We start from the raw sequence: 15,421 nt of genomic DNA on the forward strand, positions 1-15,421 counted from the left end.
GCGTTCACCTCCGTACCGCGAGCTTGTTCGAAAGCACTGTGGTCAGCGCCCCGATGGGAATGATCAGGATGACGTAGCCGAACGCGAAGATCAGGAAGATAGCGACGATGGAGTTGGCATGGAACTCGATCATCTCGCTCATCAGGCTTGACGTTTCGGTGGCCACCGATGCGGCCGCGGCGACCGTCGAGTTCTTCAGCAACGCGATCAACGTGTTGCCAAGTGGTGCTACGGAACCGCGGAAGGCCTGCGGCAGGATGATCTGTGTGGCGGACTGCATGAAGTTCAGTCCCAGCGCACGTGCCGCCTCGGCCTGCCCCAGCGGGACGGTGTTGATGCCGGAACGCAGGGATTCGCAGACGAAGGCCGCCGTGTAGAGCGACAGTCCCGTGACCGCAAGCCAGAAGAAGTTGACGGCGAAGGTATCGGAGAACGTCAGCTTGAGCTGGGCGAAGGCGCCAAGCACCATGAACACCATGATGATGGTCAACGGCATGTTCTTGAAGAACTCGACGTAGGCGCTCGCCACGGTTCGCAAAGAAGAGATCGGCGAGATGCGCATCATCAGCAGGACGATGCCGAGAACCAGAGAGAACAGCGCGGACCAGAGCGTCAGTTCGATGTTGACAAGAAACGCGCCCGGCACATTGTATTGGCTGAACAATTCAATGAATTCGTTCATTTCTCGACTCCCGTCTGCCCTAGATCCGGCTTTGGCGGATTGTATTTCATATTCGGCTTGTATTTGACCCCGCGAGTGTTGTCGTTGATGGCGCGTTTCCAAGAACCGTCTTTTTCCATCTGGGCGATGGCTTTGTCGATTTTCCTGGCGAATTTTACATTGCCCTTCTTCACGCCGACACCGTAGTATTCCTGCGTGAACGGCTTGCCGATCAGGCGCAGTTTGCCGTGGGCGTTGGAGGCGAGGCCTGCCAGAATGATGTCATCGGTGGTCACCGCGTCGACGATGCCGCTGAACAGCGCCGTCGCGCATTCCGCATAACCGGGCTGCTCCATCAGCTGTACTTTCGACGAGAACTTCTGCTTGACCACTTCGGCCGAGGTGGAACCGGTCACCGAGCAGAGGCGCTTGCCGTTGAGACTGTCGGGCCCGGTGATCTCATGGTCGTCCTTACGCACCATCAGGTCCTGGCCGGCCACGAAATACGGACCGGCGAACGTAACGGCCTTCTTGCGCTCGTCGGTGATGGAATAGCTGGCGATGATCATATCGACGTCACCGTTCTGCAGCATGGCTTCACGCTGCTTGCTCGGCGCTTCCTTCCAGACGATTTCGTCCTCGTTATAGCCGAGGTCGCGTGCGATGTAGCGTGCGACATCCACATCGAAGCCGACGTAGGTGCCGGATTTCTTGAAGCCGACGCCGGGCTGATCGAACTTGATGCCGATGCGGATCTTGCCCGCCTCGTTGTCCGAGCCGCACGCGGCTACGGTAACCACGCAAGCCAACGCGCAGAAGGCCGCGAGGACCCTGCGCCAGATGCGCGAACAATGGTTGAATGATGGTTTCATAGATTGTTGCTTTCCCGAATACTTCCCCATTCGCTTTCTAGCGGATTAATGATGTTGCTGTTGTATTGCCCTCGATTGGTGCGCCGCGAGTATCCATCGGTCTCGTCTCCATATAACCGGTATACCGCCAGATGCACGTGTAGGAATCAGTGTGTAAGGATCTTCGAGAGGAAGTCCTTGGCACGATCTGTCTTCGGATGGTCGAAGAACTCGTCAGGCGTTCCCTTTTCGAGGATCTTGCCGTCGGCCATGAAGACGATATGGTCGGCCGCCTTGCGCGCGAAGCCCATCTCATGGGTCACGCAGATCATGGTCATGCCTTCGCTTGCCAGCTTGATCATCACGTCAAGCACCTCATTGACCATTTCCGGGTCGAGGGCGCTGGTAGGCTCGTCGAACAGCATGATCTTGGGTCGCATGGCAAGCGCACGGGCGATGGCCACACGCTGTTGCTGTCCGCCGGAAAGCTGGGATGGCATCTTGTTGGCCTGGCTCTCGACACCCACGCGCGCCAGGAGATCCATGCCGAGGTCATCGGCTTCTTTCTTGTCCATATGACGCACTTTGACCGGTGCGAGCGTCACGTTCTGCAGAATCGTCTTGTTGGCGAAAAGGTTGAACTGCTGAAAGACCATCCCGACCTCGGCACGGAGATTGGCCAGATCCTTGCCTTCCTGCGGCAATGGCTGGCCGTCGATGCGGATGGTGCCGGAATCGATGGTCTCGAGCCTGTTGATGGTGCGGCACATCGTGGATTTGCCGGAGCCGGAAGGCCCGACGACGACGAGCACCTCGCCCTTGTCGACCTTGAGATTGATGTCCTTCAAGACATGGAGTTTGCCGAAATGCTTCTCCACATGGGAGAGTTCAACCAGCAGATGGTTCTCGTCCATCAATGGTTTTGACGCGTCATTTTCGCGCGTTTTAGTAGTGGTTTCTTTTGTTTCAGACATGAAAGCAGTATACCTGCACAGTGTTACCACATAGTTACCAGCGAAATTATTGAGACATATCAGTAATTATTGTTATGTGCTCAAAATTTGTTATTATCGTGCTACATCTCGTTGAATTCAGTGGCTTATGAAAACAAATGTGTCCAACTCAACAATGAGCTGGACACATTCACCCGATGATTAATTTGTAATAAATATTACAAAATCAAATCAGTCTTCATCCTCTTCCGGATCGTAATCGACACCGGTCTCGGCACGTTGGGCGTCCGAAATCGGAGCAGGTGCACCGGTCAACGGATCTCGGCCGCCGCCGGCCTTCGGGAAGGCGATGACGTCGCGGATGGTGTCGCAGCCGGCGAGAATCGAGACCGTACGATCCCAGCCGAGAGCGATGCCTGCGTGAGGCGGTGCGCCGTACTTGAACGCTTCGAGCAGGAAGCCGAACTTCTCCTGGGCTTCTTCCTCGTCGATGCCCAGCACGTCGAGTACGCGTTCCTGGATGTCGTTGCGGTGGATACGCACCGAGCCGCCGCCCATTTCCTCGCCGTTGCAGACAATGTCGTAGGAGTCGCTCATGGCGTGTTCCGGATCCTTATCGAACTTGTCGATCCAGTCGGCGCTCGGCATGGTGAACGGGTGGTGCATGCTGGTCCACTTGGAGTTGCCCACCGCCACATCGTCGTCATCAGGATCGTCGGCGCGCTTGAACAGCGGGAAGTCGACCACCCAGGTGAAGGCGAACTTCTTCGGGTCAAGCAAGCCGGCACGGCGTGCGATCTCGACGCGGGCGGCGCCGAGCAGCAGCTGCGAGGACTCACGGGGGCCTGCAGCGAAGAACACCGCGTCGCCGTCCTTGGCGCCTACGGCCTCCTTCAGGCCATTGCGTTCCTCGTCGGAAAGGTTCTTGGCCACGGGGCCCTTGAGGGTGCCGTCGCCGGTGAACTGCACGTAAGCGAGGCCCTTGGCCCCGCGCTGACGCGCCCATTCCTGCCATGCGTCGAACTGACGACGTGGGGTATCCGCACCATCCGGGAAGACCACGGCGCCGACGTACGGTGCCTGGAAGACGCGGAACGGGGTGTTCTTGAAGTAATCGGTCAGCTCCACGATCGGGTTGCCGAAGCGCAGATCGGGCTTGTCGGAACCGTACTTGTCCATGGCATCCTGCCAGGTGATGCGGTCGATCGGCAGCTTGATGTCGTAGCCCTGGGTCTTCCAGATGGCGGCGATGACCTTTTCGGCCATGGCCATCACGTCCTCCTGGTCGACGTAGCTCATCTCCATGTCGAGCTGCGTGAATTCAGGCTGGCGGTCGGCGCGGAAGTCTTCGTCGCGGTAGCAGCGGGCCAGCTGGAAGTAACGCTCGACGCCGCCCACCATCAACAGCTGCTTTAAGAGCTGCGGGGACTGTGGCAGCGCGTACCAGGAACCGGGCACCAGACGTGCCGGCACCACGAAGTCGCGTGCGCCTTCAGGCGTGGACTTGATGAATGTCGGGGTTTCCACTTCAGTGAAGTCCATATCCTCCAGCGCATGGCGTGCGGCACGGGTCATATCGCTGCGCAGCTTGAGATTGCGCTGCATGGACGGGCGACGCAAATCGAGGTAGCGATACTTCAGACGGATGTCCTCGCCGGGAAGCTTGTTCTCGGCCTCGTTCTCGAGGGCGGTGGAAACCTGGAACGGCAGCGCGTCGGACTTGGCCAGCACCTTGAGGCTTTCGACGACAACCTCGACCTTGCCGGTGGAGAGATGCTCGTTCTCATTGCCGTCCGGACGTTCACGCACCTCGCCGACAACCTGGATGACGAATTCGCTGCGCAGCGGACGGGCGATTTCCTCGTCATAGATGACAATCTGCACCAGACCGGTACTGTCACGCAAATCGATGAAGGCGACGCCGCCGTGATCACGTCTGCGGTCGACCCAACCCGCAAGGGTTACTTTTTGGCCGATCAATTCCTCGGTCACTTCAGTGGCATGGTGTGTTCTATAAGCCGTCTGGCTCATGCTCCCTCTATTCCTTATCTACTAACCGCTCGAAAACCGCGAAGATCCGCGCTCTTTTATTTGCTTAAAGAGACGGTTTGCTGAGCATACAGCGTATCGGGTTGCCATGACTTGGCGTCGGCGGGGACCTGATCGCCGGTGATGATGTTCTTCACTTCGTCATGGTCGCTGCCTTCGCCGTCGTTCGACGCATCCGCCGGGAACCAGACATACGGGATGCCCAGTTTGTCGGCGTACTTGATCTGCTTGCCAAATTTCGCGGCCTTCGGCGCCACATCGGCGGCGATGCCGCGTTCACGCAAGGCAGCGGCGATATGGTTGCAGTCCAGACGATCGTCCTCGTTCCATACGGCCACCATGACGGCTGCGGGAGACACGCGAGAGGCGTGTGCGCCGGCGGTGTGCAGCATGTAGGAAACCAGGCGTGACAGACCGATGGACAGGCCCACACCCGGATATTTCCTGTTGCCCTGCGAGGCGAGGTTGTCGTAACGCCCGCCTGAGCAGATGGAACCAAGCTGGTCCGCACCATCAAGGAACGTCTCATACACCGAACCGGTGTAGTAGTCAAGGCCACGCGCGATCTTGAGATCCGCGATGACCGAACCGGGACGGGTGATGGCCGCTTCGTCGACAATCATCGCCAACGTGTCGAGGCCTTGACGCGCAAGCTTGTAGGCATCGCTGTCCTGTGCAATATTATGACCAGCGCATAATTCATCGAACTTCTCCAGCAGTTCCTTGCCGTCTTTTGCGGTAAGTTCCGCCAGTTCGAGGCAGGCGCGCGCCTGTGCCTCGTCGGCCCCGCACCCGCTGACCAGAAGCTTGACCACCTCATCGGCACCGATCTTGTCGAGCTTGTCGATCTCGCGCAGCACGCCTTCGATATCACTCAGGCCAAGACCGCGATAGAAGCCTTCGGAGAGCTTGCGGTTGTTGGCATGGACGGTGGCCTTGGGAAGCCCGAACTGACGCAGCTGCTCAAGCGCCTGCACCATGACCAATGGCAATTCGACCTCATAGTGGTCTTCCAGCTCGCCGTTGCCGATCACATCGATATCGGCCTGTACGAACTCACGGAAACGGCCTTCCTGCGGACGTTCACCACGCCAGACCTTCTGAATCTGCCAGCGCTTGAACGGGAAGGTGAGTTGGCCGGAATGCTCGACCACATAGCGGCTCAGCGGAACGGTCAGGTCGAAATGCAGCCCGAGACGATGCTCAATCGGGGTGTCGGATTCATGTCCGACCTCCTGCAAACGACTCAGCAGATAAATCTCTTTGCTGGTTTCGCCTTTTTTCAGCAGACTCGAGCCTTCCTCAACCGCTCTGGTCTCGATGCCGATGAACCCGTTGAGTTCGAAAACCCTGCGGACCGTGTCGATGACACGCTGTTCGACCATCCGTTCTTCGGGTAGCCACTCCGGAAATCCTGATATTGATGCGCCTTTTGCCATAACTCCCTATAATAAATGGTGTTGTGGAAAATTAAGGCACCCGTCTCGACTTTCACAACAACCTGTTACACAAAGACTCTCAAGGAGCTGGCCATGGCCGACGAACAAGTCACTGAATCCCCAAACACCAATGAAACCAACGCACAGGCAGCGCAGCCTGGCGCGGACGCACAGGCCAGCGCCACGTCCCAACCGGTCGAGCCGGCGGCCTCACAGGCGTCGGCCGAGCCTCAAACGCCCGCGGCCGAAGAGGCGATGGCCCCTGCGAATCCACAGACCTCTCAGGCCGGCGACACGCCGAGCAACCCAGCGCCTGCCGCAGCAACACCGGCTCCGGCCACGCCTGCCAAGTCCGCCCCGAAACCGCATGTTCCCTCCCCCCTGGCTTTCGCCAAAAAACCGGCGAAGCACCCGGTCGCAGCACCCGCTCACACTTACTCCGAGGCCGACGTCAAGGCCGCCGAGGCGTTCGGCCGCGTCGACGAAAAGGGCACGGTTTATGTGAAGGAGGGCGAAACCGAGCGAGAAGTGGGAGAATTCCCGGGCGCCACCAACGAAGAGGCGCTGACGCTTTACGCACGGCGTTATCTCGACCTCAAGGCCAAGCTGGATCTGTTCGCCACACGTCTTAAAGCCGCGAACATCAAGCCTCATGAGATTGATGAATCAGTTAAGTCGCTCGGTGAGGAGACCGACAATCCGGCCGTTGTCGGCGATATCCCAACGCTTAAGTCTCAATATGAGGAACTGAAGAAGGCCGGCGACGCCAAGAAGGCGGAACTCGCCGAGGCTCGCAAGGCGGCGCTCGAGAAGGCGATCAAGGAGCGCACCGCCATCGTCGAGAAGGCTGAAAATCTCGCAAATTCGCTGTCAGAGAACACGAACTGGCGTTCCACCGCCGATAAATTCCGTTCGCTCTTCGACCAGTGGCAGCAGCATCAGCGCACCACCATCCGCATCGACAAGCCGACCGCGGACGCACTTTGGAAGCGCTTCTCCGCCGCCCGCACTACCTTCAACCAGCACCGTCGCAAGTGGGCTCAGGCCCGCGACGCCTCCCGCGAGGAGACCAAGCGCTTGAAGGAAGAGATCATCAAGGAAGCCAATGAAATCAAGGACTCCACCGACTGGGGCGCCACTTCGCACCAGTTCAACGAGCTCATGGACCGCTGGAAGGCCGCCGGACGCGCCGGACGCAAGGAAGACGACGAGTTGTGGGCACGCTTCCGCGAGGCATGCGACGTCTTCTTCAACGCGCGTCAGGCCGACCGCGACCAGATGAGCTCCAACGAGAAGGACAACCTTGCCAAGAAGGAAGAGCTCTTGAAGAAGGCCGAGGCCCTGGTACCTGTCGCCGACGAGAAGGCCGCCAAGAAGGCTCGTCAGGCGCTGGCCGACATCCAGGACGAGTGGGATCAGATCGGCTACGTGCCTCGTGAGGACATGCACCGCATCGAAAGCAGGCTGGACGCCGTCGACAACAAGATCAAGGCAGTCGAGCAGGCCGCTTGGCAGAAGAGCGACCCTGAAGCCGACGCCCGCGTCTCCAGCTTCGAGACCCAGCTGAAGGCCCAGCTCGATGAGCTCGATTCTCAGATCGCCGCCGAGTCCGACCCGGCCAAGAAGTCCAAGCTCGAAGCCGAAAAGGCCACCAAGGAACAGTGGCTCAACGCTGTGAAGTAAACGCTTTCTACGGAGACGATGCTCAACATCTCGACCTATACAAAAGGGGCTACGCCATTCAATCTGGTGTAGTTCCTTTTGATTATGCGATGAAAATCAAGATTCCAGACAGGGTTCGCTGATTTCACTCGCATTCTCAATCGAACATGCGATGAAAATCAGGATTATGATGCCATTCTCTTGATTTTCATCGCATGTTCGTTTCGAGTGTTGTTCGCTAAATCGTCCTGTCGGGCTCACGTAATCTCAGTACTCGAGCGTCTTGTAGGCGTGATTACCCCATACCAGCAATACCGCACTGTAGACGATGAACAAGGTCGCCGCCGCACCCATGGCCAGCGCGAATCCGAGGGTAACAGCAAGCGCACTGTATGCGTTGGGCAGGAAATAACGCAGGGTATCAAGCAACGGAGCGATTTGCGAAACAAGGATATACAGAATCGCAACCAGCATCGTGATGCCCACACCGAATCGTTGGGAGGCCACGGACGCTACCAGCACGCACAGCAGCATGGCGAATATGGTCCCGACGATGTCGAAGGCAGCACTCTGGGCGGTATCGGCGTCGATCGGCAGAAACGTACCCGAGGCATAAGGCTGATGAATCATGTACAGGTAATAGACGGCTGCGCTGACAACAAATAGCAGAGCAACATACACGGCAACCACTCCGGTCAATGCCGCCACTTTCGCCATGAAGATTTTGCGTCGGCTGATGTCTTTATAAAGGAACAACGTACCGTCGCGGGCCTCAACATAAAAGGATGAAACGACAAGGTAAATCAGCACGATCATAGGCAGGATGGTCTGGTAATTGACGTTAAGCACGGCACCGAAGAAGGAAAGGCAGTCAGTCGAGCCTTTCTCCCCGCGAAACTGCATGAACTTTGTGTTGAATTGCGCAGCGATGGGCAACAATACCGGGAACAGACTGAAGCATAGGAAGATAATCGTTTCCTTAGTTCGCATCAGATTTTTGAAAATAAGACGTGTCAAAAAAGTTATTCCTTTCCGAAAAGCGTGCTGAGGCCGTCACGCTGGACATCGATATCAGCGATTCCGCAGGTAACGGTCAATTCCGAGAGCACATCATTCAACGAACCCTTAGTAGTGTCGATATTCAGCGATACACCGTCATCCGAGACCGCAACGACCTGTGGATGTATACCTTTGAAATCCTGCGGATCATCCAGTGGTCGCAGCAGACGAATGACGGTGAGCTCGTTGCCGGTACCAGCAAATTGACGAGTGAGTTTGCCGTTTTCAAGGAACAGATAGCGTTTGCAGATGGCTTCAAGTTCCGCCAATTGATGGCTCGAGATGAGAATTGCGGTATCTCGGTCGGCTGCCCAACGCCTGAGCACACCGATAAGTTCGTTCACGCCATCGGGATCCAGCCCAATGAACGGTTCATCGAGAATCATGAACTCCGGCTCATCGACCATGCACATCGCCAGCGCGAGCCGTTGCTTCATACCGAACGAGAACCCGCTTGGTTTCTTGTCCCGCTTGCCCCACAGATCAACCAGTTCAAGAGTGGGACGGATGTTCGCTTCATACTTGGATTTGTCATGCAATTTAAGATAGAAGGACAGATTGTCCTCCACACTCAGATATGGCAGGAAAATGGCCCCGATCATGATGCCGAACGGCTCCAGGACACGATCCCGACCGAACACGTCCACGCCGTTATAGCTCACCATGCCCGCCGACGGCTTCTGGGCTTTCGCGATCATTTTCATCAATGTGGTCTTGCCAGCACCATTTTTGCCGACAAGACCTACGATTTCCCCTTTACCGACATCAAAACTGACATCATGCAACGAATCAAAATCATTGCCTCGATACCGTTTCGTCAGATGACTGACCGACAAACCCGTCATCGTCTTTCCTTTCCTGACCTCCCACCTTTTCGCGGGAACCGGAACGACGATATATCGCAGAAAAACTACCTATAGGTCAAACAGCAAAACCCTGCACATTTGTGTAGTTCAGGCAAAAAAGAATGCACAAATATGCAGGATGAATCATGACAAACAAAAGTCAGGACAAAACCAGATATCAGGAATTTTGTTCTTTTTCCAGTGGTATCTCGATATGGATGAACCAGCCATCATCATCCGTCCGCGAGCGCATCACTCCTCCGACATTCTCAATTTCACGCCGATGGGCTTTCAAGCCCAGACCATGCCGCACGTGCTCAAGCGGAGTACCCGCGATATCCCTGCCGGAAATGGTGTTTGTTTCCGTCAATGCGATTTTGTCGACATCAACCGTAATCGATACCGCAAACGTGTCTTTTCCGGGAACGGTATGCCGGATAATGTTGGCGTATAGCTCACGGATACAATCAATGACGATGCTCGCCCGGTCTTCATTGACAGAAATTCTTTGTTCAAGATGATTCACTACGGATCGGCCATGGTAGCCAAGTCTGGTCATCGATTGTTGTTCCTTGTCTACCAGCTCACAAACGGTTTCCTCCAAGTCGGCACGTCGGGAACTATCTTCATCCTTCACGTTGGCTTGCGCAGGAGAATCGGATTGGTCTTCCAATTTGAGGATATCGATGACGTCATGCATGTTGTTGAGAGCTGTCTGCGAGGCCTCATAGATGGAGCCCATAGCTTTCTTCGGCTTTTCGGGAATCGCGTCATCGTCTTTCCATTGCCATGACTGTATCGCAATAGCCGAGATTTCCTGCGTTATCGAATCGTGAATCTGTTTGGCAAGCCGCTGGTTTCCCTTGATTTCTTCCAGTTCGCGCTGCACACGTTGCGCTTCGAACAGTTTCTCCTTCGTGACTATCGTGTCTCTTCTATTGGCCAAGACGATGCCGACAACGGCTACGGCAAGATAGAACATGCCTGCGGCAAAGCCACTGGTGACGGCACCCTCGTAATGTTCGTGGACATTGAACAGCATGTTGGAGGCGGAAAGCAGGCATACGGCCCCGATCGAGTATAACGGCATCGCATAATATGCCAACAGGCCAATCACCGGAAACATGACGATGGCGGACTGTGCTACCGGCAATCCCAAAGCTTCGATTACCGAATAAAAAGAACATGTATCACACACGCCGGTACAGGGAAAACCGCGATGCCCATGCTCAGCAGGAATTGGACCAACAATGAAGTCCACGACCACAAACCGTGGGGATGCCAGAAAGGCGCTTCCACACAAACGACGAGGCAACATATTGCAGCCCAGATGCAGAGGCTTCGTTTCCCCGGAGTCCTGATGTATCTCAGTACCTTCGACATGCGGCCACCTTCCGAAACCTGCCTAATGGGTAACAGCGATTCTGTTGATTCCCTCCGGATTCTATAACACTGCCGCAACCCTTTCTCTGAAACCGTCGACTTGCCGTATAGCAAACGGTGCGTCGCTGCAAAATGTAAAATGATTGCGTCAGCAAGCGCAAGGTAGGAGCGGCATGAATCGCACGTTGGAAACAGGGATATTGGACAACGATCAGCTTTCGCTGGACCGGATTACATCGGTGCTGCCGAAACTGCTGCCGGGCCTTGTCGTCGCTTGGAGTACGACCAGCGCCGATGAAGCCATCCGCCGTTGCCTTGACGAACAATGGCAGCCCCAGCTTTTCATCACCGATGTCGAACTTGACGGAACCAACGGTATGGAAGTCTGCCGTCGTATCCGTCGTTCACATTGTGTTGTCCCCATACTTGCGATGAGCTCGTTCAGCCCGAAAAAGTATGCCAAACAACTCTCAGAGGCGGGCGCACAAGGATTCATGGTCAAGGGAAACATGCGGCAGATGGCCGCTGCTCTCACCAATGTCTCAGCAGGAGGCACATTCTCGCCAGAGCCCGATATATCGTTTCTTCGTCCCGAAGACGCTTGCCGAACCGTAGCAGATTCCTCTGGAAAGAACGATATCTTCGATTCCCTGAGCGATCTAGAGATACAAATCCTTCAGCAGACCTCGGAAGGATTCACCAATGAGGAAATCGCCGAGTCGCTCAATGTCACCCCAGCTACGATACGCTCTCATACCCGCACCATTCGCCACAAACTTGGTGCCAAAACCCTGAGTCACGCTGTGGCCCTTTGGATGATGCACAATATTGCCGTTTGAGATGACAGTAATGATTCATCTCATGCCTACTCATAGATGAAGCCCACCCCGCTAGGGAAGTGAAAGCCAGAGTGCCTGTGTTTCTCATAGGGGCCGGCTTTCGCGTTACTTATCTGTCTCTAGAGCATAAATAAAGAATTCAGCAAACCTATTTGCTCGTATCGAACAATGCTTTTAGCTCGGTAGTTCCTGGCTGAGTGCAACTGAGTTTGTGACTGCCGCTTTGCCTGACCTTTGTCTGTGCAAATACGAAGAGGTTCTTGCCCTTGGAATCCGGATAATTGAGGTCTTCGACGCTTGTTTTCATGGGATTTCCGTCAACCGTGCAGCGTTCGGCTTTCATCTTTTTCAGATCCTCGCGATAGGCCAGAACATAAAGCGTACCGCTTTTGGAAGCGGTAACGGTTGTTACATCCCCGTTGGGTTTGACATCATACTTCTTCATCGCAGAGAACCTGTCAGCCACATCGCTCACACTCGGTTCGGAACCTTTGGCTCCACACCCTGCCAGACTGCCGACGCAAAGCAACGCAGCCACTATGCCAACAATTCTCCGTACATATTTTCCCATTACCCGCACCCCTCTTTGGACACACCACTTCGTGTTGTTGTTCCTTCTTGATTGTCAGATTATCAGCCCCCCTACTCACCCATCCTCAAAACGCTACAAAAGGAAATTCCCTCAAAACCATATTTCGTGCTTCCGTCCCCATTCGAGCCAAACCATTGAAAGAAGCCGAATATGTAAAGACCCGGCTCCTTGTTTGAAGAAGCTGGGTCTTTACAGTGCAAACGCTTTAATCAGCGTTGATTTAACATACGATCACTCGTGCGGATCGGATGGGATATCTGTGCCTTGTGTATCCGAGCCGGAGCCATCCGGGAAATCACTCGAAGTGCTCGACTGCGTATCCGTGGACGCGGCAGATGCTGGTGTTGACGACGGGGCAACCGGCGAATCGCCGGAATCGGCGGATGCAGCAATAGCCGTATCAGTCGAAGCTCCAACACCTACCAGCTCGGGCTGCTTGCCTTCGGCATCAGCCTCGGCCGTCTTGGCGTTCGAATCCTCGAAGGGCACACCCTTGAAGGTGAACTCGCCCAGGATGCCTTCGCCTTCAGCGTCGACCTCCACCTTTTCTCCGTTCTTGAGATCGCCCATCAGGATCTTTTCGGAGACGGCGTCCTCGATGTCGCGAGTGATGACACGACGCAGCGGACGGGCGCCGAGCAGCGGATCGAAGCCCTTCTGCGCGAGCAGATCCTTGGCCGCGTCCGTGAGCTCAAGCGACATATGACGCTCGAAGAGACGGTCGTTGAGCTGGGTCAGGTCCAGATCGACGATCTGGCGCACCTGCGGCTCGGTCAGCTGGCGGAAGACGATGATATCGTCCAGGCGATTGAGGAACTCAGGACGGAACTGCTGCTTGAGCTCGCTGGTGACCTGACCCTTCATGCGCTCATAGCTGGACTCGGTGTCGTTGCCGGAGCTGAAGCCGGTGTTGGCGGCCTTGGCGATGTCCTTGGTGCCGAGGTTGGTGGTGAGGATGATGATGGTGTTCTTGAAGTCCACCTTACGGCCCTGTCCATCGGTAAGGTGACCGTCATCCAGCACCTGCAAGAGCGTGTTGAAGATGTCGGGGTGAGCCTTCTCGATCTCGTCGAAGAGCACGACGGAGAACGGCTTGCGACGCACCTTCTCGGTGAGTTCGCCCCCCTCTTCGTAGCCGACGTACCCCGGAGGCGCGCCGAAGAGACGCGAGGCGGCATACTTTTCGGAGAACTCGGACATATCGACGCGAATCAGCGCGTCCTCGTCGTCAAAGAGGAACTGCGCCAACGCCTTGGCCAGCTCGGTCTTGCCGACGCCAGTCGGTCCGGCAAAGATAAACGAGCCCGTAGGACGCTTCGGGTCCTTCAAGCCGACACGAGTACGGCGAATCGAGCGGGATAGTGCGGAAACCGCCTCGTCCTGGCCGATGATGCGCTTGTGCAGCTCGGACTCCATATCGAGAAGCTTCTTGGATTCAGCCTGCGTGAGCTTGAAGACAGGAATACCGGTGGTCGAAGAGACGACCTCGGCGATTACCTCTTCGTCCACGACCATCTTGACGTCGCTGCCACCCTCACGCCAGGTCTTTTCCTTCTCCTTGCGCTCGGTCTGCAGCTTGTCTTCCTGGTCGCGCAGTTGAGCAGCCTTCTCGAAGTCCTGGTCCTTGATGGCCTTGTCCTTCTCGTCGGAGATTTTGGCGATCTTGCCGTCAAGTTCCTTGAGCTCCGGCGGCGCGGTGAGACGCTTGATGCGCAAGCGCGCACCCGCCTCGTCGATCAGGTCGATGGCCTTGTCGGGCAGGTTGCGATCCTGGATGTAGCGAGACGAAAGCTCGGCCGCGGCCTGAAGCGCACCGTCGGTGATGGTCACCTTGTGGTGGTTCTCGTAGCGGCTGCGCAAGCCCTTCAGAATCTCGATGGTGTCCGCGATAGACGGTTCGTCAACCTGAATGGGCTGGAAGCGACGTTCAAGAGCCGCGTCCTTCTCGATGTACTTGCGGTACTCGTCGGTGGTGGTGGCGCCGATGGTCTGGAGCTCGCCACGGGCCAGCATCGGCTTAAGGATGTCGGAGGCGCCCAAAGCGCCGTCCGCCGACCCTGCGCCGACGATGGTATGAATCTCATCGATAAAGAGCACGATGTCGCCGCGGGTCTTGATTTCCTTCAGGACCTTCTTCAAGCGTTCCTCGAAATCGCCGCGGTAACGCGAACCTGCCACCATGGAGGCCAGATCAAGCGAATAGACTTGCTTGCCCTTCAGGGTCTCCGGCACATCGCCTGCATGAATCTTCTGTGCCAGGCCTTCAACAACTGCGGTCTTGCCGACACCGGGTTCGCCGATCAACACCGGGTTGTTCTTGGTGCGCCGCGAGAGCACGACCATGACGCGTTCGATTTCCTTGGCCCGTCCGATGACCGGGTCCAGCTTGCCATCAGCGGCTTCCGCGGTGAGGTTGCGGCCGAACTGGTCGAGAATGGCGGAACCGGTCTGACGGCCCTTGTTCTCCACGCCGCCTGCGTTGGCAAGATCGCCCTTGCCTGCGCCTTCGGCACCACCCGAGTTGCCGCGAATCAGGTCGATGGTGGAGCTGCGCAGCTCGCCCAGATCGACATCCATCTTGATCAGCACCTGCGTGCCGACGCCTTCACCCTCGCGGATGAGACCCAGCAGGATATGCTCGGTGCCGATATAGCTATGCCCCAGCTGCAGTGCTTCGCGCAGGCTCAGTTCCAAAACCTGCTTGGCGTGCGGGGTGAACGGAATATGACCATTCGGCGCGGCGTTGCCCTTGCCAATCATTTCCTCCACTTGCTTGCGGGTATCTTCCAAGGTGACGCCCTTGGCAGCAAGCGCCTTGGCCGCGATTCCTTCGCCTTCACGAATCAGGCCGAGCAGCAGATGTTCGGTACCGATATAGTTGTGCTGGAGGGCCTTGGCTTCTTCCTGCGCCAGTACGATCACACGTCTGGCACGGTCAGTAAACCGTTCGAACATACTTGTCCTTCCACTTCTTGATAGTCCATTTAACTCTACCGATTTACGATGACGTTTATTTCGTGCCGCGCGACGATTGCGCTGAGAACGCAACAAATGCAACGGAAACGGCTAAAATTCACTCATTGATAGC

At 56.3% G+C, this 15,421-nt stretch carries 12 protein-coding genes; 2 read left to right on the plus strand and 10 right to left on the minus strand.

The features are described 5' to 3' along the window. Positions 1-4: 4 nt before the first annotated feature. From OZX74_RS05350 to hisS, 5 genes are all read right to left on the minus strand, one after another. Positions 5-682: an ABC transporter permease subunit gene (locus OZX74_RS05350; protein WP_277155956.1), complete on the minus strand. Its 678-nt coding sequence runs from the start codon at positions 680-682 to the stop codon at positions 5-7. Continuing rightward, positions 679-1,533: a glutamate ABC transporter substrate-binding protein gene (locus OZX74_RS05355; protein ID WP_277155957.1), complete on the minus strand. Its 855-nt coding sequence runs from the start codon at positions 1,531-1,533 to the stop codon at positions 679-681. Before OZX74_RS05355 ends, OZX74_RS05350 begins: the two co-directional genes overlap by 4 nt. A gap of 146 nt (positions 1,534-1,679) precedes the next feature. Beyond that, positions 1,680-2,426, minus strand: coding sequence for an amino acid ABC transporter ATP-binding protein (locus tag OZX74_RS05360; RefSeq protein ID WP_277157426.1), 747 nt, complete (start codon positions 2,424-2,426; stop codon positions 1,680-1,682). Between the two features lie 270 nt (positions 2,427-2,696). After that, the gene (aspS, locus tag OZX74_RS05365; protein ID WP_277155958.1) at positions 2,697-4,496 is read right to left on the minus strand and encodes an aspartate--tRNA ligase; all 1,800 of its coding nucleotides are present in this window, start codon (positions 4,494-4,496) and stop codon (positions 2,697-2,699) included. A gap of 56 nt (positions 4,497-4,552) precedes the next feature. Continuing rightward, positions 4,553-5,953, minus strand: coding sequence for a histidine--tRNA ligase (gene hisS / locus OZX74_RS05370; RefSeq protein ID WP_277155959.1), 1,401 nt, complete (start codon positions 5,951-5,953; stop codon positions 4,553-4,555). Between the two features lie 255 nt (positions 5,954-6,208). Between hisS and OZX74_RS05375 the strand changes: the two genes are divergently transcribed. Further along, complete coding sequence (locus OZX74_RS05375; protein WP_277157427.1) at positions 6,209-7,636, plus strand: DUF349 domain-containing protein; 1,428 nt, start codon at positions 6,209-6,211, stop codon at positions 7,634-7,636. Positions 7,637-7,882: 246 nt separating this feature from the next. Here the strand turns inward: OZX74_RS05375 and OZX74_RS05380 are convergent, their stop codons facing one another. The 3 genes from OZX74_RS05380 to OZX74_RS05390 all read right to left on the minus strand — a co-directional run bounded on the left by OZX74_RS05380 (position 7,883) and on the right by OZX74_RS05390 (position 10,672). Continuing rightward, positions 7,883-8,632 (minus strand): hypothetical protein, encoded by a 750-nt coding sequence (locus tag OZX74_RS05380; protein WP_277155960.1) that lies wholly within the window; start codon positions 8,630-8,632, stop codon positions 7,883-7,885. A 5-nt stretch (positions 8,633-8,637) separates the two neighbouring features. Further along, positions 8,638-9,519, minus strand: coding sequence for an ABC transporter ATP-binding protein (locus OZX74_RS05385; protein ID WP_277155961.1), 882 nt, complete (start codon positions 9,517-9,519; stop codon positions 8,638-8,640). 178 nt (positions 9,520-9,697) lie between these two features. Next, the gene (locus OZX74_RS05390) at positions 9,698-10,672 is read right to left on the minus strand and encodes a histidine kinase (protein WP_277155962.1); all 975 of its coding nucleotides are present in this window, start codon (positions 10,670-10,672) and stop codon (positions 9,698-9,700) included. Between the two features lie 403 nt (positions 10,673-11,075). Here OZX74_RS05390 and OZX74_RS05395 point away from each other — a divergent pair, with 403 nt between their 5' ends. Beyond that, positions 11,076-11,741, plus strand: a complete 666-nt coding sequence (locus tag OZX74_RS05395; RefSeq protein ID WP_277155963.1) for a response regulator transcription factor — start codon at positions 11,076-11,078, stop codon at positions 11,739-11,741. 148 nt (positions 11,742-11,889) lie between these two features. On the opposite strand, the gene OZX74_RS05400 is transcribed toward OZX74_RS05395, so the two are convergent. After that, a complete protein-coding gene (locus OZX74_RS05400) occupies positions 11,890-12,312 on the minus strand; it encodes a hypothetical protein (protein WP_277155964.1) in 423 nt (140 codons plus the stop codon). A gap of 252 nt (positions 12,313-12,564) precedes the next feature. Continuing rightward, positions 12,565-15,288 (minus strand): ATP-dependent Clp protease ATP-binding subunit, encoded by a 2,724-nt coding sequence (locus OZX74_RS05405; RefSeq protein WP_277155965.1) that lies wholly within the window; start codon positions 15,286-15,288, stop codon positions 12,565-12,567. Positions 15,289-15,421 lie beyond the last annotated feature (133 nt).

It is taken from the genome of Bifidobacterium sp. ESL0798 (assembly GCF_029395415.1).
Lineage (GTDB): Bacteria > Actinomycetota > Actinomycetes > Actinomycetales > Bifidobacteriaceae > Bifidobacterium.

Excerpts from the sequence above, each read along its gene's own strand:
- OZX74_RS05350 (WP_277155956.1), bottom strand. The coding sequence starts at position 682 with ATGAACGAATTCATTGAATTGTTCAGCCAATACAATGTGCCGGGCGCG.
- OZX74_RS05355 (WP_277155957.1), bottom strand. The coding sequence starts at position 1,533 with ATGAAACCATCATTCAACCATTGTTCGCGCATCTGGCGCAGGGTCCTC.
- OZX74_RS05360 (WP_277157426.1), bottom strand. The coding sequence starts at position 2,426 with ATGGACGAGAACCATCTGCTGGTTGAACTCTCCCATGTGGAGAAGCAT.
- aspS (WP_277155958.1), bottom strand. The coding sequence starts at position 4,496 with ATGAGCCAGACGGCTTATAGAACACACCATGCCACTGAAGTGACCGAG.
- hisS (WP_277155959.1), bottom strand. The coding sequence starts at position 5,953 with ATGGCAAAAGGCGCATCAATATCAGGATTTCCGGAGTGGCTACCCGAA.
- OZX74_RS05375 (WP_277157427.1), top strand. The coding sequence starts at position 6,209 with ATGGCCCCTGCGAATCCACAGACCTCTCAGGCCGGCGACACGCCGAGC.
- OZX74_RS05385 (WP_277155961.1), bottom strand. The coding sequence starts at position 9,519 with ATGACGGGTTTGTCGGTCAGTCATCTGACGAAACGGTATCGAGGCAAT.
- OZX74_RS05395 (WP_277155963.1), top strand. The coding sequence starts at position 11,076 with ATGAATCGCACGTTGGAAACAGGGATATTGGACAACGATCAGCTTTCG.
- OZX74_RS05400 (WP_277155964.1), bottom strand. The coding sequence starts at position 12,312 with ATGGGAAAATATGTACGGAGAATTGTTGGCATAGTGGCTGCGTTGCTT.
- OZX74_RS05405 (WP_277155965.1), bottom strand. The coding sequence starts at position 15,288 with ATGTTCGAACGGTTTACTGACCGTGCCAGACGTGTGATCGTACTGGCG.